The 15,139-nt window shown below is 64.3% G+C and carries 20 protein-coding genes and 3 pseudogenes; 6 read left to right on the forward strand and 17 right to left on the reverse strand.

The genetic code is table 11. The annotated features are described in order from the left end of the window. Positions 1 to 72: 72 nt before the first annotated feature. From AC3IT0_RS17005 to AC3IT0_RS17015, 3 genes are read right to left on the reverse strand one after another with little or no spacing between them, the layout of a single operon-like run. A complete protein-coding gene (locus AC3IT0_RS17005) occupies positions 73 to 411 on the reverse strand; it encodes a hypothetical protein (RefSeq protein WP_489320855.1) in 339 nt (112 codons plus the stop codon). Further along, positions 408 to 872 carry a type II toxin-antitoxin system Phd/YefM family antitoxin gene (locus tag AC3IT0_RS17010; RefSeq protein WP_489320856.1) on the reverse strand — a complete coding sequence of 155 codons (465 nt, stop codon included), beginning with the start codon at positions 870 to 872 and terminating at the stop codon, positions 408 to 410. The genes AC3IT0_RS17005 and AC3IT0_RS17010 overlap by 4 nt, the downstream gene beginning before the upstream one ends. 45 nt (positions 873 to 917) lie before the next feature. Then, on the reverse strand, positions 918 to 1,733 hold the full coding sequence (locus AC3IT0_RS17015; RefSeq protein WP_489320857.1) for an MBL fold metallo-hydrolase: 816 nt from the start codon (positions 1,731 to 1,733) through the stop codon (positions 918 to 920). 164 nt (positions 1,734 to 1,897) lie between these two features. Here AC3IT0_RS17015 and AC3IT0_RS17020 point away from each other — a divergent pair, with 164 nt between their 5' ends. Beyond that, the gene (locus tag AC3IT0_RS17020; protein WP_489320858.1) at positions 1,898 to 2,038 is read left to right on the forward strand and encodes a hypothetical protein; all 141 of its coding nucleotides are present in this window, start codon (positions 1,898 to 1,900) and stop codon (positions 2,036 to 2,038) included. Positions 2,039 to 2,312: 274 nt separating this feature from the next. Here the strand turns inward: AC3IT0_RS17020 and AC3IT0_RS17025 are convergent, their stop codons facing one another. From AC3IT0_RS17025 to AC3IT0_RS17040, 4 genes are all read right to left on the reverse strand, one after another. Continuing rightward, entirely contained in the window at positions 2,313 to 3,497 is a 1,185-nt protein-coding gene (locus AC3IT0_RS17025; RefSeq protein WP_489320859.1) for an MFS transporter, read from the reverse strand. Then, complete coding sequence (locus tag AC3IT0_RS17030) at positions 3,494 to 4,036, reverse strand: Chromate resistance protein ChrB (protein ID WP_489320860.1); 543 nt, start codon at positions 4,034 to 4,036, stop codon at positions 3,494 to 3,496. The genes AC3IT0_RS17025 and AC3IT0_RS17030 overlap by 4 nt, the downstream gene beginning before the upstream one ends. Positions 4,037 to 4,110: 74 nt before the next feature. After that, the gene (locus AC3IT0_RS17035; protein WP_489320861.1) at positions 4,111 to 4,845 is read right to left on the reverse strand and encodes a cation diffusion facilitator family transporter; all 735 of its coding nucleotides are present in this window, start codon (positions 4,843 to 4,845) and stop codon (positions 4,111 to 4,113) included. After that, positions 4,842 to 5,168 carry an ArsR/SmtB family transcription factor gene (locus AC3IT0_RS17040; RefSeq protein ID WP_489320862.1) on the reverse strand — a complete coding sequence of 109 codons (327 nt, stop codon included), beginning with the start codon at positions 5,166 to 5,168 and terminating at the stop codon, positions 4,842 to 4,844. The genes AC3IT0_RS17035 and AC3IT0_RS17040 overlap by 4 nt, the downstream gene beginning before the upstream one ends. Before the next feature lie 73 nt (positions 5,169 to 5,241). On the opposite strand from AC3IT0_RS17040, the gene AC3IT0_RS17045 reads away from it, so the two are divergent. Further along, the gene (locus AC3IT0_RS17045) at positions 5,242 to 5,601 is read left to right on the forward strand and encodes a hypothetical protein (protein ID WP_489320863.1); all 360 of its coding nucleotides are present in this window, start codon (positions 5,242 to 5,244) and stop codon (positions 5,599 to 5,601) included. 43 nt (positions 5,602 to 5,644) lie between these two features. Here AC3IT0_RS17045 and AC3IT0_RS17050 read toward each other — a convergent pair. Next, positions 5,645 to 6,036, reverse strand: a pseudogene (locus AC3IT0_RS17050) (2-oxo acid dehydrogenase subunit E2); the annotation flags it as partial. A gap of 67 nt (positions 6,037 to 6,103) precedes the next feature. On the opposite strand from AC3IT0_RS17050, the gene AC3IT0_RS17055 reads away from it, so the two are divergent. Both AC3IT0_RS17055 and AC3IT0_RS17060 read left to right on the forward strand, forming a co-directional pair. Next, positions 6,104 to 6,412, forward strand: coding sequence for a hypothetical protein (locus tag AC3IT0_RS17055; RefSeq protein WP_489320864.1), 309 nt, complete (start codon positions 6,104 to 6,106; stop codon positions 6,410 to 6,412). Continuing rightward, positions 6,409 to 6,711 carry a hypothetical protein gene (locus AC3IT0_RS17060; protein ID WP_489320865.1) on the forward strand — a complete coding sequence of 101 codons (303 nt, stop codon included), beginning with the start codon at positions 6,409 to 6,411 and terminating at the stop codon, positions 6,709 to 6,711. Before AC3IT0_RS17055 ends, AC3IT0_RS17060 begins: the two co-directional genes overlap by 4 nt. Here AC3IT0_RS17060 and AC3IT0_RS17065 read toward each other — a convergent pair. Then, positions 6,704 to 7,033, reverse strand: a pseudogene (locus AC3IT0_RS17065) (2-oxo acid dehydrogenase subunit E2); the annotation flags it as partial. The gene AC3IT0_RS17060 and the pseudogene AC3IT0_RS17065 sit on opposite strands and share 8 nt — an antisense overlap. A gap of 32 nt (positions 7,034 to 7,065) precedes the next feature. Here AC3IT0_RS17065 and AC3IT0_RS17070 point away from each other — a divergent pair. After that, on the forward strand, positions 7,066 to 7,302 hold the full coding sequence (locus AC3IT0_RS17070) for a hypothetical protein (protein WP_489320866.1): 237 nt from the start codon (positions 7,066 to 7,068) through the stop codon (positions 7,300 to 7,302). A 450-nt stretch (positions 7,303 to 7,752) separates the two neighbouring features. On the opposite strand, the gene AC3IT0_RS17075 is transcribed toward AC3IT0_RS17070, so the two are convergent. From AC3IT0_RS17075 to AC3IT0_RS17095, 5 genes are all read right to left on the reverse strand, one after another. Then, positions 7,753 to 8,439 (reverse strand): DUF3800 domain-containing protein, encoded by a 687-nt coding sequence (locus AC3IT0_RS17075; protein WP_489320867.1) that lies wholly within the window; start codon positions 8,437 to 8,439, stop codon positions 7,753 to 7,755. A 136-nt stretch (positions 8,440 to 8,575) separates the two neighbouring features. Next, positions 8,576 to 8,800 (reverse strand): helix-turn-helix domain-containing protein, encoded by a 225-nt coding sequence (locus AC3IT0_RS17080; RefSeq protein WP_489320868.1) that lies wholly within the window; start codon positions 8,798 to 8,800, stop codon positions 8,576 to 8,578. A gap of 250 nt (positions 8,801 to 9,050) precedes the next feature. Beyond that, on the reverse strand, positions 9,051 to 10,433 hold the full coding sequence (locus AC3IT0_RS17085) for a dihydrolipoamide acetyltransferase family protein (RefSeq protein ID WP_489320869.1): 1,383 nt from the start codon (positions 10,431 to 10,433) through the stop codon (positions 9,051 to 9,053). A 2-nt stretch (positions 10,434 to 10,435) separates the two neighbouring features. Then, positions 10,436 to 11,548, reverse strand: a complete 1,113-nt coding sequence (locus tag AC3IT0_RS17090) for an alpha-ketoacid dehydrogenase subunit beta (protein WP_489320870.1) — start codon at positions 11,546 to 11,548, stop codon at positions 10,436 to 10,438. Beyond that, positions 11,545 to 12,762, reverse strand: a complete 1,218-nt coding sequence (locus tag AC3IT0_RS17095) for a thiamine pyrophosphate-dependent dehydrogenase E1 component subunit alpha (RefSeq protein WP_489320871.1) — start codon at positions 12,760 to 12,762, stop codon at positions 11,545 to 11,547. The genes AC3IT0_RS17090 and AC3IT0_RS17095 overlap by 4 nt, the downstream gene beginning before the upstream one ends. A 283-nt stretch (positions 12,763 to 13,045) precedes the next feature. Between AC3IT0_RS17095 and AC3IT0_RS17100 the strand changes: the two genes are divergently transcribed. Then, on the forward strand, positions 13,046 to 13,270 hold the full coding sequence (locus AC3IT0_RS17100; protein WP_489320872.1) for a ribbon-helix-helix domain-containing protein: 225 nt from the start codon (positions 13,046 to 13,048) through the stop codon (positions 13,268 to 13,270). Positions 13,271 to 13,326: 56 nt separating this feature from the next. On the opposite strand, the pseudogene AC3IT0_RS17105 reads toward AC3IT0_RS17100, so the two are convergent. The 3 genes and pseudogenes from AC3IT0_RS17105 to AC3IT0_RS17115 all read right to left on the reverse strand — a co-directional run. Beyond that, a pseudogene (locus tag AC3IT0_RS17105) lies at positions 13,327 to 13,981 on the reverse strand (IS5 family transposase); the annotation flags it as partial. Beyond that, complete coding sequence (locus AC3IT0_RS17110; RefSeq protein ID WP_489320873.1) at positions 13,974 to 14,678, reverse strand: RES domain-containing protein; 705 nt, start codon at positions 14,676 to 14,678, stop codon at positions 13,974 to 13,976. The gene AC3IT0_RS17110 and the pseudogene AC3IT0_RS17105, both read right to left, overlap by 8 nt. Before the next feature lie 3 nt (positions 14,679 to 14,681). Beyond that, positions 14,682 to 15,074 carry a hypothetical protein gene (locus AC3IT0_RS17115; protein WP_489320874.1) on the reverse strand — a complete coding sequence of 131 codons (393 nt, stop codon included), beginning with the start codon at positions 15,072 to 15,074 and terminating at the stop codon, positions 14,682 to 14,684. Positions 15,075 to 15,139: the final 65 nt, after the last annotated feature.

The raw sequence follows: 15,139 nt of genomic DNA on the forward strand, positions 1-15,139 counted from the left end.
TGCAGCGGCCGCGTCTCCTGCAGGCGCTTGATGAACCAGCGCGTTCGCTGTCCGGCCCGCGTAGGCCCGTTGCTACTTGGTGGCGTTGGGGTGATGCGTGTGCACATCAACTAAGCAGACGGTTTGCCCGTCGACGTAGAACCAAAGCCGTGCACCGCCGGGAAGTTCGTGCTGCCAGCGGCCGAAGGTGCCGCCCTTATGTGTGAGGGTAGATAGCTCGCCTTTGAGCTGATGGTTCTTCGCAGACTCTTCCAGCGGTGTCTTGGTCAGGAAGTCCCACGCGTCCACGACGGAATTCCTCGCCGTGGCGAGAAGATCCTTCCATCCCTTTTCGGCCTGACTGGTACCGAACTGAATTTCGAACTCTGCCTTCTTGAGGGGCCGTGGAACGCCGGATCTCTTGGCGCTCATGCAGTGCGCGGGTCTGCAACCGCCGTGGGCTCGATCCAGTCCAACTGGTCATCGGGGGTGTAACCGGCGCTAATGGCCTCCGCAGTGGATCGCCAGGCCCGAAGCGCAATCAATGCCTTGTCGAACCTGCCGACGGAGGCACATGCGCGGGTGATGGCGACAATTTCGCCTGCGAAGCCGGCCTGGTCTGCCTCGCTGAGGAATGCAATCCAGGGAAAGGGGCCGCGGAGCCGCTCCACAAACGGGACCTGCGGGTCTCCCAAAGAAGCGGTCACGAGGTGAGCCGCCAGCTCTGCCCCTTCGTGTTCCCGATCGAACTCGGTGGATGTCAGAAGAACGAGGGCTTCCCCATCGCGGCGGGTGATCCTAACGGGCCCTTCCTCGGCCGCTTTGAAGACGTTCGCCGAATTGCGGGATAGCTCGGAGGACTGTGCCGTGCGTGAAATGGTGGGGGTGGACATACCTTCATTATTCAGAACGTGTTCTGAATAATCAAGGCCTCGGGGCTAGTGCAGCGGCCGGGTTTCCTGGAGCCGCTTGATGAACCAGCGCGACTGTTCCGGGCCGTAGGGCAGCACGGGGATGGCCTTGGTGGCGTCGGTGGGGGTTTCGCGGATGGACTGTTGGGCCTGGCGGACTGCCGTGGTCATGGTGTTGGCCATGGTCTTGACGAACTGGTCGCTGCAGGGCTGGCCGTGTCCGGGGATCAGGAACTCGTACCGGTGGCGCAGGGCAGAGATGTGCCGCAGGCAGTCGGCCCATTCCTCGGGGTAGGAGTCCTCGAAGGAGGGGTGTGCGCCCTGCTCCACGAGGTCGCCCACGAACAGTGTGGTGCCGGTGCCCACCAGGAGGTCGCCGTCGGTGTGTCCGCGGCCCAGGTAGAACAGCGTGACGGTTACCCCGCCCAGGTCCACCAGCACGGGCTGGTCCTTGACGATGGCATTGGGCACCACCAGTTCCACGTTCTCGCCCTCCCCCGTGGACATCTCCGGTTCCAGGGTTCCCACGAACCGGCGCTGCAGGTCCCCGCGGTCGTCGATCTCCTGGGCGCAGTTTTCGTGTGCCCAGAATTCTGTGGCACCGTCGGAGGCGAACATGGCGTTGCCGAAGAAGTGGTCGTAATGGGCGTGGGTATTAACCACCACCAGCGGCAAAGAGGTCTTCTCCCGCACGGCGTCCAGGATTTCGCGCCCCTGCCGCGGCCCGCAGCCGGTATCGATCACCATGGCCCGCTCGGAGCCCACAATCAGGCCGGTGTTCAGTAGTGATCCTTCGGTGACCAGCACGTAGTTGTCCGCGCCGACGTCGAGCCATTCTGACATTGTTTCTCCGTACCTCCGGGCGACTGCGTTCCTCTTGGCCCCGATTCTACCCGCGGGCCCTTGGAGTTCCCGGGACGCGGCGACGCGGCCCGGGCCGCATGTGGAGATCCACATTCCCAGCCGGGATTTCGCCTTAAATCCATCGAACTGCGTAACATCTCGCTATGCAGACAAAACAACACACGTCCTTCTGTGATCGCTGCGGCAGGATCACCAAACACGTGACCCACTATGAAAGGGCCGACGGCGGTGGCCAGCTGATCGCGACGGTGCTGTGCGCTGAGCACGCTGAGGAAGCTGTCTGACGCTGAGGTGCAACCGTGGACCGAAGCACTACTCGCAACACACTCTAAACTTTCTGTTCCCCCGCAGCGGCCTTAAAACCGCGTGTTTCAAGGGTTAGGAGAGCTTACTCGAAAGGTACTCGAAAGTCCTGAGATTCGTATTACCGGCTTGCTGCCCAAGAAGCTCGCGGATCGCGCTGACTTTTTCCGGACCACAAGACCAGACCCTGCTCCTGCAAGGCGCGTAGCTGACGGAGGGTGGTGGGTCGTGATTGCTGGACCGCGACTCCTACTGCTAAGCCTGGGGCAGCCTCGCGGAGGTGAGCCGGGGGATGCTGGCTGCCGCCACCAGGAGGGCAAGGGCGCCGAGGCCAAGTGGCAGGGCGGTGAGGGTAGCGATTCCACCGACCAGCAGCGGGCCGCCGGCGTCGCCCAGTTCGCGTCCGAGTTCGGCTGAGCCCATGGTGCGGCCCATGCGTTCCGGCGGGGTGGTGTCCGCAAGATGCGCGAAGCCAAGCGGTGTGGCGGCCCCGACGCCAACGCCGATGGCCGCCGCAGCGACGAAAATGGTGAAAGCACCTGGGGCGACCGCAAGCAAGCCGACGCCTGCCGCGATAAGGAGGAGTCCCGCCGTCGTGCCTTTGTTGTCGCTGATGCGGTGCAGATCCCGCAGCTTTCCGATCCGCGGCTGGGCCAGGACCGAGCCGAGCGCCAGCAGGCTGACAGCTGCGGTGCCGGCAACGGCGTCCAAGCCATGGCGCATCGCCAGTGCCGGGAGGAACCCAACTGCCGCGCCGAGTGCCGCCGTGGACGCGGCGAGCACCAGAGTGGGGACCAGGAACCGACGTTCGCCCACCTGGCGTGCCAGATCCAGGACGGTATAACGCTGGCGTGGGAGAGGGTCCAGATGCGGCACTGCCGCGATGACCCAGAGTGCCGTAGCCGCCGCCAATCCTGACAGCGTACCGAACAGCAGGGCGAAGCCGCCGGCCCAAATGAGCGCTGCACCGATCAGCGGACCGATGATGTAGCCGAGGCTCTTCCAGGACCCATACCGGCCAAAATATGTGCCCGCCTTTCCGCCCTGTGCCAGCCGGGCCACCAGCGCCGATGATGCTGGTGAGAATGCGGAAGCCGCCGCGCCCTGGCCGAGCCGGGCCAAGGCCAGCATGAGGGGTTCCGCGGCCCAGAGGCCGATCAGCGAAAGGGCAGCAAAGGCCAGAAGTCCGCCGACGATAACAGGTTTGGCGCCGATGCGGTCGCTGAGCGCGCCGAACACAGGCTTCAGGAAGATCTCGGACACGTCGTACAGGGCCAGCAGGATGCCAAGGTTCAGCAGCGTGAGGCCGATGTTTTCACTCTGCGCGCCCAGGCCCGCGGCGATGCTGTGCGCTCCAAACGCGGTAACAAATCCGGCGGCATACAGGGGCGCCGAGGACGCGTGGGAGACTCGTTCCCGGGCCGTACCGGGAGCGGTCACGAGTGCACCTCGCTGTAGACGAGGGCGGCAAACCCGTCCAGAGTCTCGCTGCACTCGGACAGTTTCTGGTCAGCATTGGCAGCCTCGGGGCTGCCGAACACATCCTTCGCCCGGATGGCCCGGAACCAGCGGCGGAGTCTGTCGAGGGCTTGTTCCTCTTCGTCGAGTTCGGCCAGTGTGAACTTCTTCTTGGCGATCTCGCGGGCGATTTCGTCCGTGAACTTGCCGCAGTCGGCGATGAACTCGGCCCATTCGTCGTCGCGGGCCGCGGCGAACAGCTCCCGCAGCCTGCCGGCGTCGTCGTCATCCGGGCCAGTGGTGAGGAGAAGCAGCTCGCCGGCCCCCGCGCGAGCAAGCTCTTTGGCCTTTTCAGCACCCCCGCGGCAGGCGGGAACATCGGGGGCAGTCCAGGCGCCCTGGCCTATGGGTACGGCTCCGAAGCGCCGGAGCTCGCGCCAGACAGCCACCCGATGGCGGGACGGGTCGGAGGGAACCTGCACGAGCATAACCAGCCATGGAACCTGTTCAAGGGAAGTCACGCACGAAAGTGTAACAGTTGCTACATTCATGCTCGTGCAAGAAGACTCCCGCTCGGGTGGGGCGGATGGTTTGCTCAGTCGGGCCTGCGGGTCAGCGTCAAAGGCTGCGGGTCCTCGGCAGTGGTCCCGCACCCAGCGCAGCAGTGGTCCGCATCCGTGCCGTGGCCCTCTACTGCCGCACCGGGAACGGTGCAGCAGACGTCGCCGCGCCAGGCGTTGACCCCTTCCCTGATGGCGATCCCCGCGATGACCAGTGCGGCGCCAGCGTCGGCCCACCACCAGCCCAGCGTGCTGTTCAGCACCAGGCCCACCAGCAGCACCGCGGAGAGGTACGTGCACAGGAGCGTCTGCTTCGAGTCCGCGACTGCCGTCTTGGAGCCGAGCTCGCGGCCGGCTCGGCGTTGCGCCCAGGACAGGACCGGCATGATCGCCAGGCTCAGAGCCGCGATCACGATGCCGGGCGGGGAATGCTGGGCCTCTCCCCCGCCGGTCAGGGACCGGATCGCGTCGACGGTGACGAATGCCGCGAGGGCGAAGAAGGAGACAGCAATGAGCCGCAGCGTCAGGTGCTCGCGCCGTTCAGGGTCCTTGGCGGCGAACTGCCAGGACAAGGCCAGAGCGGAAGCGACCTCAACGACGGAGTCCAGCCCGAAGCCGATCAGCGCCGAGGAATCAGCGACATTGCCGGCCCAGAGCGCCACCACGGCTTCGATCACGTTGTACGTGATGGTCGCAGCAGCGAACAACCGGATACGACGCATCAGGACAAGCCGGCGCTCAGCGACGGTTGCCTGCAGGCCGGCACTCATGCCACGCACGTCCCGTCCGGAGCGCAGCAGGCCGGATCAACGGCCAGAACCACCCCGATCAGGTCCTTGATGGCGTGGCCCAAGCGCGCGTCGGCCAGTTCGTAGCGGGTTCGCCGGCCGTCCGGGACTGCAACAACCAGCCCGCAGCCGCGCAGGCAGGTCAGGTGGTTGGACATGCTCTGGCGGGACACTCCGATGGAGTCCGCCAGATCGGACGGGTAGCCGGGGGCTTCGGCGAGGGCCAAAAGAACCTGGGCCCGGGTCGGATCCGAGACCGCATAGCCGAAACGGGCCAGCACGGGCGCATGCGTCAGTGTTTCCATAATCCCAAAGTACATCCGCAGATGTATACATGCAATTCTGTACTTTCCGCCCCCGAACGGTGATACTGGGCAGATGGACTACGAACTGCGAATCATTGGCGAATGCCCCAACAGCACCCCTGCGCTGGAGCTGTTTCGGCAGGCCCTGGCCGCAGTAGGTGCCGGCGGAGCCATGGTGCGCGTTGTGGAATTGACCAGCGACGAACAAGCCGAATCGATGGACTTCCACGGCTCGCCGTCGTTCATCGCCGGGAGCCGCGATTTGTTCCCCTCGCCGGCGTCACCGGCCCTGACATGCAGGGTCTACGGGAGCGCGGCGGGCTTTTCAGGCCTGCCGTCACGGGAAGATCTCCTGGCCGCAATCCGCTCAGCCTCTTCCGCCGGAGGCGACCGTAGTGGGCAGCAACCTGAATCCCGCCGGCAATATCAGTAAACCGATTGCCCGGACCGATACCAGAGTTCGCGAGCTTTGCCCGCTATATGTCGGCCAGCACCGACCCCGGGTTCTCGATCGCGTCGGCCACGAACCGCAGGAACCCGGCTGCCGTGCCGCCGTCGCACACGCGGTGATCGAAGGTGAGCGTCAGTTCGTTCAGCGTGAAGGTGCCGCTGCCCAGTTCCTCGGGCGTCGCTTTGCCGTCGCGTACGACGGCGGTGAGCCGGCGGATCTCGGCGTCCAGTTCGCGGGCACTGAGTTTGTCCGCGTTGCGTATAGAGGGACCATCAGTCCGCGGTCCGTCTGGGCCGCGAAACCCAGGTTGATGCCGGCGAAGCCAACGATCTCCGCCGGGATTTGAGCGCTTTCACATTGTCCAGGCGTCGAAGGACCGAACTTCGTCCTGGCTGCAAGGTACAAAGGAAGCGATGCAACAAATGGGAATATGGGCAAATCCCCAAGCCGGGCGTACGATCATCAAAGAATTCATGCAGGAGCCATGTGGGAGGAGACCGTGGACAGCGCTGCCAAATTTGTGCCGGTCGGCGAAGTCAGCGCCGACGAACGCTCAAGGATCGCCCTCGGCAAGGCCCGGGTGCGCAGGGACGATCGCTTCGCCGTTGCCGTAAACGCCGACGGCGAAATCCTCTTAACTCCGCTCGTCTCCATCCCGAAACGGGAGCTGTTGATCTGGGAGAACGCTCAAATCCGCGAGGCCGTGAGCCTCGGCCTCCTCCAGTCCGCTGCCAACGAGACCACGAGCCTGGGTGACTTCAGCCAGTACGCAGACGATCAGGACGCCGAGTGACCGAACCATTCGATCTGCGCTTTACACGGGTAGCGGCAGAGCAGATGGAAGCATTGACTGGTGATGGCCACGCGGAAAAGAAGCTGAAGAAGGTCCGCAGGGCACTTGGCCGGCTCCAAACGAATCCATCCCATCCAGGACTGAATTCCCACAAGTACTCATCCATGTCCGGGACCAACGGTGAAGATGTCTGGGACTCCTATGTAGAGAACAACACCCCCTCGGCTTGGCGCTTTTTTTGGCACTATGGCCCAGGGACACGAATCATCACCATTGTGGCGATTACTCCGCATCCCTGAGCCGATGCTCTTGAATACTGCACCGTCGTGCAGTGACCTTACGGACCGCGAGTTCCCCGTCCACCACCAACGGCTTGTCGATGATCCAGCCCATCCCCAGGATCGCCACCTCGGGGTGGTTGGTGATTGCTGCGGAGCCGTCCACGCCAAAAACCCCGTGGTTGTTCAGCGTGACTCCGCCGCCCAGTTGCTCAGGCGTCGCCTTGCCCTCACGTACGACGGCGGTGAGCCGGCGGATCTCCGCGTCCAGTTCGCGGGCACTGAGTTTGTCCGGCACTCTGAGTTCAGCGAAGCGGACAGCGGACTGAGATTTGACTGCAAATCGGTCCGTGGCGCCACCTGAAGGCTTGCAAGTTGGCCACCCGGCACAACCCCGCCCGCAGGAAGCTCTCCTATCTGGATATTGCTCTGCTTGAGGTACTACGCGAACCCGGGGTCGTCGAGAGTGGCTGGACTGCTCTGGTCAACGCCGCCAAGCGGTCCATCAACGAAAACCAAGTACATCCAGACCTGATTGCCGCAGCCGTACAGCAGGAACGCCCTGATGTTCGCCGTCGCTGGACCGAACTCTCAATGGCGCTGGCAATTTGATCGTTTTCCGTTCCTACACTCAGCTCTCCGATGTTGGGCGACAGCCCTTCCCAAGCGGCTCAGTTGATGTTTCATGCGAGCACTTTGCCAGATGGGTTGCATAAGCGCCAACGAGGGCCTGGAACCAGCTGACCGGCGCCCGTAGGCCGGTCCCCCACCGCGGTTTGTTTCTGCCGCTGCCTGACCTACTTAGTTCCCTCTACACAGGGCGTCTCGGATTCCGGTATGCCCTGCCCGCAAAATTGCCCGTTGAGGTCGTCTTCTGTGCTCCAGGGCTTATCGAATCGAGGGACTGCTGACGGTCAAGCCGCCGTGGAAGACGTCCACGGTTCTACACTTCCAAGAACCTTGGTAGGGCGGATGCGCCAGCACGAATTGATCTGTATACTTTGAGTGCGGACCCGCCCTGTGAACACAGACCAACGGGTCTAGCTTCTTTTAACGGCGGCCTCAGACGGAGAGGGGACCACCGAGAACATCGCGTTCCATTAACCGTGGATACCAGGGCCAGGAGAACTCCTTGCCTTCATGCTGGAGCAAATGCTGGTAGCCGGCGTATGCGGTGATGTCCGCAAGCTGTACCCACTGGCTGCGGTGGGAGTGCTGGAAAACCGGATCCTCGATGAGAGAGCGGGTGGCCAGCGGCAGGTTGCGATGGGCCGAAACATAGGAATCGTCGGTGCCATCGCCGTCCATGACCAGAATTCCCAGCTCACCTGCCGCAGAGAGCCGGGTATCGATCAACCTGACCAGCTCGCTGTACACGCGCGCCCTCTCCTTCGCAAAGTGATGCCGTCGCAGTGTCGTCTGCGAGTAGACGGTCCCGATCCCGACCCAGGAGCAACCGGCAAGGAACCGAACGAAGTCATCAACGACCAGGGAGCGGTTGGATTTCTTCCGGTTCCAGTCCGGATCCAGCGACGGGTTCCCCCTGCCATTAGCAAACTTGGTTGCATGGAGCTCATAAAGGGGCGGAATCCGGTGCTCAGCCATTATTGCCTTGCGCCAGTCGAGCACTTCACGCAGTCCAGGTTTCCAGTCCTCCACCAGGAACTCAATCCAGCTGTAAGAGGCAAACCCTGAAACTTCCGCCCCTGAATCGTCTACATAGAACATTCGAAGGGGCGTACCGGTCATAGAGCGAGTCTACTGAGATCTGGGGATATCCCCGGACGACGACTGCGGAGCGCACGGGTCTAAAGCGCACGCCCTCGCCGGGACGACCGAACCTCTCACTCCGAGCCGTCTGCGCCCGCGCCGCTCGCTCCCGCCTTCAGTTCTCTGTCCTGAGGTACTGGTAGACGGTTTCGCGACTGATTCCGAATTCGCGGGCCAGCCCGGTCTTCTGTTCAGGTTGTGACAACTGAAGCAAGCACGCCATCAGTCGAGCCCGCACTTGCAATCCCGTCGCAGGTCCATTGCAGGACTGGCGAGGCATTGGTGAACGAAAGGCAGAGCCTTCGAGGCCCGGCAAATGGTGTGAAGCAGGAGCGGCCATAGACAAGCTGTGGGCCGTGACGGCTGGGGAGCAGCCTGAAGACGGGACAAATATGGCCCGGGGTTGGGAACCCACCGACCCTATGGACCGAAACTAACTGCAACGTCGCTGCGCCGCCTACCCCCATCAAACAATGATGCCCCCAGCCAGAATCGATTGATATGACTCGGAGTAGCGCCGCATTTATCCAATTAAAAGAGTTATCCAGGTGCCAATTTTCCATGTGACCCGCCAGGACCTCTTTCCCCCGCTAGATGTCCGCGAGCACCGATCCCGGGTTCTCGATCGCGTCCGCTACGAACCTCAGGAACCCGGCTGCGGTGCCGCCGTCGCACACGCGGTGATCGAAGGTGAGCGTCAGTTCGGTGACCTTGCGGACGGCGAGTTCCCCGTCCACCACCCACGGCTTGTCGATGATGCGTCCCACCCCGAGGATGGCCACCTCGGGGTGGTTGATGATGGCTGCGGACCCGTCCACGCCAAAAACGCCGTAGTTGTTCAGGGTGAAGGTGCCGCTGCCCAGTTCCTCGGGCGTCGCCTTGCCGTCACGTACGACGGCGGTGAGCCGGCGGATCTCCGCGTCCAGTTCGCGGGCACTGAGTTTGTCCGCGCTGCGTATCGAGGGGACCATCAGTCCGCGGTCCGTCTGGGCCGCGAAGCCCAGGTTGATGCCGGCGAAGCCAACGATCTCCTGGGCGCCGTCGGCAGCAGTTTCGATGCGGGTGTTGAGGTCCGGGAATCGTTTTAACCCGGCCGTGACAAAACGTGCGATGAACGCGAGCAGACCCGGCGTATTGTGCGGATCAGACTTCTTGAGGCCTGCCCGGAGTTCCACCAGGGCCGTGGCATCAACGTCCACCCAAACGGTGGCCTCAGGGATCTCCGCACGGCTGCGCGACATGTTGGCGGCCACGGCCTTGCGGACACCTTTGACGGGCGTCCGGGAGGAAATGCCCAGCCCGGTACGTGTGTCGACGCCACCGGTGGTTGTCTGCTCCGTTGATCGAGCCCCAGTGGTTGAGCCTGTTGAAACCGCCACAGGATGGATCACGGCCTCAACATCCCGGCGCATGATGAGCCCGCTGTCACCGGAGCCGTGAATGTCGCCCAGGTCCACGCCGTGCTCCCGGGCCATGCGCCGGACCAGCGGTGAAATAACGGCGCCGAGCTTGCCCGGGACGCGCGTCCGGAGGAGCGAGATGTCCACATCCGGGGCCTCCTTTCGCGGAGTCCGAGTGCGCCGCGCCTGGCCGCTGCCGCCGGGAGTCCCGTAGCCGATCAGCACGTTTCCGGAACCGGCCTTCTCCTCCTCGCGGTAGGCCTCAGCCGCGCCGGTCTCGGCAGGCTTTGTCTCCACAGGCTCGACCACTGGCACAGGCGTGGGCGCACCAATCGGAAGCACCGAAATCAGCGGCTTTCCCACATCCAGCGTCTGCCCCGGTTCCCCATGCAGCACCGAAACCACACCCGCATACGGCGACGGCACCTCCACCACGGACTTGGCCGTCTCCACTTCGGCGATGGGCTGGTCCACCCGGATCTCGTCACCTACGGCAACGAGCCAGCTGATCAGTTCGGCTTCGGTGAGGCCTTCGCCGAGGTCCGGAAGCATAAAAACTTGCAATGCGCTCATGGTCAGTTCTCCCACTGAAGGTCGTCAACGGCGTCGAGGATGCGGTCCACGCCGGGCAGGTAGTAGTGCTCGAGCTTCGGCGCCGGGTACGGGACGTCGAATCCCGTCACGCGGCGGATGGGGGCGGCGAGGTGGTGGAAGCAGCGTTCCTGGACCCGCGCCACGATCTCGGAGGACACGGACGCAAACCCGTGCGCTTCGGCGATCACCACGGCCCGGCCGGTCTTCCGGACGGACGCGCACACGGTCTCGTCGTCGAAGGGCACGATCGAGCGGACGTCGATGACTTCCAGCGAGCGCCCCTCCTCCGCAGCGGCAGCGGCCGCCGCCAGCGCCGTGGGCACGGACGGTCCGTAGGCGATGAGCGTTGCGTCAGTCCCGGAACGGGCGACGGCGGCCCGGCCTTCCGAGGACACCCCGGCTTCCGCGTTGGAAACGTGCTCCTCCCGCAGTCCCGAAAGGTCCACCAGGTCCTTGGACCAGTAGAGCTTCTTGGGTTCCATAAACATGACGGGGTCGTCCGAGTCGATGGCCTCCCGCAGCATCCGGTAGGCATCGGCCACGGTGGCCGGGGTGAACACCTTCAGGCCGGCGGTGTGGGCGTAGTAGGACTCGGAGGAGTCGCAGTGGTGCTCCACGCCCCCGATGCCGCCGGCGTAGGGAACCCGGATCACCATGGGCAGCTTCAGCGCGCCCCTGGTGCGGTTGTGCATCTTGGCCACGTGGCTGACGATCTGCTGGAACGCGGGATACGCAAACGCGTCGAACTGCATCTCCACCACCGGCCGCATCCCGTTCATCGCCATCCCCACGGCCATGCCCACAATGCCGGACTCGGCCAGCGGGGTATCGAAGCAGCGCTGCTCCCCGAACGTCTTCGTGAGGCCGTCTGTGATGCGGAAAACCCCGCCCAGGAGGCCCACGTCCTCGCCGAAGACCAGAACGGACGGATCGGCGTGCATCGCGTCGGCCAAGGCCGTGTTGAGGGCCTTGGCCATGGTGACAGGCTGAGGACCCGAAGACTCCGCGGTCGCTGCAGCAGAAGCCGCAGCCCGGGCAGTTGCCGCGCTGACGTTGCCGTTCGCCTCGGACGAGGTGGTGATGGTCGGACTCATTTCGCAGACTCCTCTGACGACGCTTCGCGGGCAAGTTCGTCAGCCAGCATGGCTGACTGTTCCTTGAGCTGGGGTGTGGGCTCCGAGAACACATAACGGAACAACGACTGCGGGTCCACCGGAACATCCTCACCCAGCCCCTCACGAAGTTGAGTGGCAACGTCCTCAGCGTGGGCAGCGATCCGCGCGGCGCCGTCGTCGTCCAGCAGTCCCCGCCCGGTGAGGTACGTGGTCATCCGGCTGATCGGATCCTTGGCCAGCCACTCGGCCACCTCGCTGTCCTGCCGGTAGCGGGTGGCGTCGTCGGCGTTGGTGTGTGCCTGCATCCGGTACGTGTGCGCCTCCACCAGGAGCGGCCCGGAACCGGCACGCGCCAGCGCAACGGCCCGGTCCAGCACGGCGAGGAGGGCCACGACGTCGTTGCCGTCCACCCGTTCGCCGGCCATGCCGTAACCCACAGCCTTATGGGCGAGCGACGGCGCCACGGACTGGTGCGCCAGCGGCACCGAGATGGCGTACTTGTTGTTCTGGACGAAGAAGACAACGGGCAGGTGGAAGACGGCGGCGAAGTTCAGGGCCTCGTGGAAGTCGCCCTCGCTGGTGGCGCCGTCCCCGCACATCGCCAGGACCACGGTGTCCTCACCGCGGAGCTTGGCCGCGTGGGCCACACCCACGCCATGCAGCAGCTGGGTGGTGAGCGGCGTGCACTGGATGCCCACCTTGTGCCTGGCCGGATCGTAGCCGCTGTGCCAGTCCCCCCGGAAGACGGTCATGGTCTCCACCGGATCAACGCCCCGGGCCATGACCGCCACGGCGTCCCGGTAGGTGGGGAAGAGCCAGTCGCCGTCGGAGAGGCACAGTGCCGCCGCCACCTGGCAGGCTTCCTGGCCGTGGCTGGACGGGTACACCGCCATGCGGCCCTGGCGGACCAGCGCCGAGTTCTGGTCGTTGACGCGGCGTCCGACGACGAGCTGCTCGTACGCGGCCAGCAGTTCCTCATCGCCGGGCAACGGGTACTCGTGGCCGGGTTCTGTGCCCTGCTCGCCTTCTGCCTTGAGCCGTCCGTCCGGGTCCACCATCTGGATCTGGTGCCGGGCCGGCAGCATGTAGTCCTCCACCGTGATGCCGAACTTGCGCACCGCTTCCGATGCAGCGTCTTCAGCCGGCAAACGCTGGGCCTGGTCCGGCGCAGAGTGGTCCGCGGAGATCGTCATTGGTCCGTCCTTCTGTAGCCACTAGTCACTCCCAGTATCGCCCAGGGGCAAGTTTCGTATCCAGTACTTGAATGAATCGTGGAAGGTTCCGCCGCATGGACCTAGCCTGGAAGACGAATTGAAATGTGAGCCGGATTACGGGCGGGAGCCGTAGACGAATTGGCACGCATAGCGGACCGCTCACCGTCCGTTATTTGGGGTTACCAACAATGGGGTCGAAGCGCATTATTTATGTACGACAAAAATACGGGAAACCATCGACGGCCTGCCGGTCACGGAAGAGATGATTCACGCCTGGGCAAATGAAGCTGAGGCAGGTTATGAGGTCGACGAGCTGCATCCTCCTCGGCGAGGCCGCCCGTCATTGGGGCAAAGTCCCGGCGTGCAGCTGTCCGTGCGCCTGGAACCGGAGTTGGCGGACCTATTGTCGCAGAGCGCCGCCGAAAGGCATATCAGTAAATCCGTTCTGATTCGCGACGCGCTTCGGCACTACTTGCATGTTTCGTGAAACGAACTGTCCACATTTCGGCCAGGAAACATGGAGTAAGAGGTTGCGCCAATAGGTTAGGGTCGCCGGCTCGGTCGGTTGTCCCAGCGGTGGGTGGTCCAGGCTTGGCGGATGAGTCGGCGGACGATGATGATGGCGTTGGCTAGGGCGATGAATGCCTTGATGACCCGGATGCGTTTTTCGGTGCAGACGAGGAGTTTCCTGAAGCCGCGGTTGTGCCAGGAGTTGGTGCGTTCGACGTCCCAGCGTGCGGTGTTCTGGATCGGTGCGGGGGTACCTTTCGAGGCGATGTGCGCTTCGCATCCCAGTTCTTCCAGCAGTCCCGGGTCACGGCCGAGTCGTAGCCGGCGTCCAGGTGCACGGTGATGTCCTCGGGCAGGTCGAAGCCGAACCGGCCAAGGGTCTCCAGGGTGGGGCGCAGCAGGGGCGAGTCGTGGCGGTTCGCGGGAGCTACCACCACCCCGATCGGGTGCCCCGGCCTTCGGTGAGTAGGGAGCGTTTCGTGCCTTGTTTGCCGCGGTCCACCGGGGAACGACCGGCGGCCTCGCCGCCGCAGGGCGCCTTCACGAGGCACCCGTCGACGACCAGGTCCTCCGGCTGCAGCCCGCAATACCGGTCGTAGGCTTCAAGGGCGGTCTGCTCCAGTTCGGTGAAGATCCCGGCCGCGATCCACTCGTCGCGGCGGCGTCGGATCGTGGTTGCCTCAGTCGTTCTCCCATTGGAGCCCGAGGAGGCGAAAGGCATCGCACATTTCGGGGCTGTCGTGCTGTAAGTCCTCGATCACGACTCGTTCGATATTCGGCGTGACAGGCGGATCCCCCGGACGCTCGAAGATGGCCCAGAGCTGAAGTTCGTCTCCGTGGCGGGAGGCAAAAGTGACGCCGGCGAAGTCCGTCATCTCGTAAAGCCAGGAGGCTACGGCCTGTGTCAGGTGACGTGGGCGGGCGTCTTTCAGCGCCGCCGTATCGAAATCCCCCAAACCTACGGCCAGCGCCAGCCCGATGAAGTGCGGGTACAGGGCCGCGACGCTGCCGGAGTCGGTCACCGCGCAGTAGCGGCCGGACAGCTCCGCCGACGCGGCGGCGCGCTCATCCAGCCACTCTTTGGGGACCTGGCCTGGCGACAGGGTGGGATGCAGCACCTTGTCCTCGTCGTCCTCGATGATTTCGTCGAGTTCCAGGCTGAGCCGGGCGTCTTTGCGGAAGCCGGCGAGGACCTCGAGCAGGCATGCCCGGAGGCTTGAGCCGGCGTAGACGGCGCGGAAGTTACCGTGGAGGTCGTCCCACCGGCCGGGGAACCGTCCATCGGTGGCCCATTCCCAGCCGCTCCAGGCCCAGGGTTCCGGGCGGAATCCGACGCGCCAGACTCGACCTCCGGCCTCGGCTGCAGTCAGTTGTTCAGAAGCCACCGATCAGCCTGCAGCCGCAAACGCCCGGGCGGCGGCCAGGACCTGGGGGCCGGCGTCGTCCAGCTGCCCGTCGCGGAGAAGCCGTGCCGGCGGTACGTCGTCCAGCTGCGGATTCATCCCCTGGAACCAGGCCTGCACCACGGCCCGGGAATCACGCTCGGCAAGCAGGGCCGCCACGTGGTAGGCCGTCCGCAGGCGCCCCATCACGTCGGTGGAGGGTTTCCGTTCCCCGTCGGCCCATTGACGGACGGCCCGGGTTTCCTTCACGGAGCCGATGTAGGCGACGAGCTTTGCCCCGAGCAGGTCTCTCAAGTCGCGCACCAGGTCGGCGTCGGAAAGCCGGATGGAATTCTGGTGGGCCTTCAACCCGCCGCGGGCACCTGTCACTGCTGTCATACTTGATCGTCGCACGGAACGCAGGTGGAATCAAGGACATAAACACACCAACAATCACACCTTAG

The organism is Pseudarthrobacter sp. KH_020_B, assembly GCF_057840185.1.

Bases quoted from the DNA above. Each gene is read 5' to 3' on its own strand.
- AC3IT0_RS17040 (WP_489320862.1), bottom strand. From the start codon at position 5,168: ATGGAAACACTGACGCATGCGCCCGTGCTGGCCCGTTTCGGCTATGCG.
- AC3IT0_RS17045 (WP_489320863.1), top strand. From the start codon at position 5,242: ATGGACTACGAACTGCGAATCATTGGCGAATGCCCCAACAGCACCCCT.
- AC3IT0_RS17085 (WP_489320869.1), bottom strand. From the start codon at position 10,433: ATGAGCGCATTGCAAGTTTTTATGCTTCCGGACCTCGGCGAAGGCCTC.
- AC3IT0_RS17020 (WP_489320858.1), top strand. From the start codon at position 1,898: ATGCAGACAAAACAACACACGTCCTTCTGTGATCGCTGCGGCAGGATC.
- AC3IT0_RS17005 (WP_489320855.1), bottom strand. From the start codon at position 411: ATGAGCGCCAAGAGATCCGGCGTTCCACGGCCCCTCAAGAAGGCAGAG.
- AC3IT0_RS17095 (WP_489320871.1), bottom strand. From the start codon at position 12,762: ATGACGATCTCCGCGGACCACTCTGCGCCGGACCAGGCCCAGCGTTTG.
- AC3IT0_RS17100 (WP_489320872.1), top strand. From the start codon at position 13,046: ATGATTCACGCCTGGGCAAATGAAGCTGAGGCAGGTTATGAGGTCGAC.
- AC3IT0_RS17090 (WP_489320870.1), bottom strand. From the start codon at position 11,548: ATGAGTCCGACCATCACCACCTCGTCCGAGGCGAACGGCAACGTCAGC.
- AC3IT0_RS17055 (WP_489320864.1), top strand. From the start codon at position 6,104: ATGTGGGAGGAGACCGTGGACAGCGCTGCCAAATTTGTGCCGGTCGGC.
- AC3IT0_RS17080 (WP_489320868.1), bottom strand. From the start codon at position 8,800: ATGGCCGCTCCTGCTTCACACCATTTGCCGGGCCTCGAAGGCTCTGCC.
- AC3IT0_RS17115 (WP_489320874.1), bottom strand. From the start codon at position 15,074: ATGACAGCAGTGACAGGTGCCCGCGGCGGGTTGAAGGCCCACCAGAAT.
- AC3IT0_RS17075 (WP_489320867.1), bottom strand. From the start codon at position 8,439: ATGACCGGTACGCCCCTTCGAATGTTCTATGTAGACGATTCAGGGGCG.
- AC3IT0_RS17010 (WP_489320856.1), bottom strand. From the start codon at position 872: ATGTCCACCCCCACCATTTCACGCACGGCACAGTCCTCCGAGCTATCC.
- AC3IT0_RS17015 (WP_489320857.1), bottom strand. From the start codon at position 1,733: ATGTCAGAATGGCTCGACGTCGGCGCGGACAACTACGTGCTGGTCACC.
- AC3IT0_RS17035 (WP_489320861.1), bottom strand. From the start codon at position 4,845: ATGAGTGCCGGCCTGCAGGCAACCGTCGCTGAGCGCCGGCTTGTCCTG.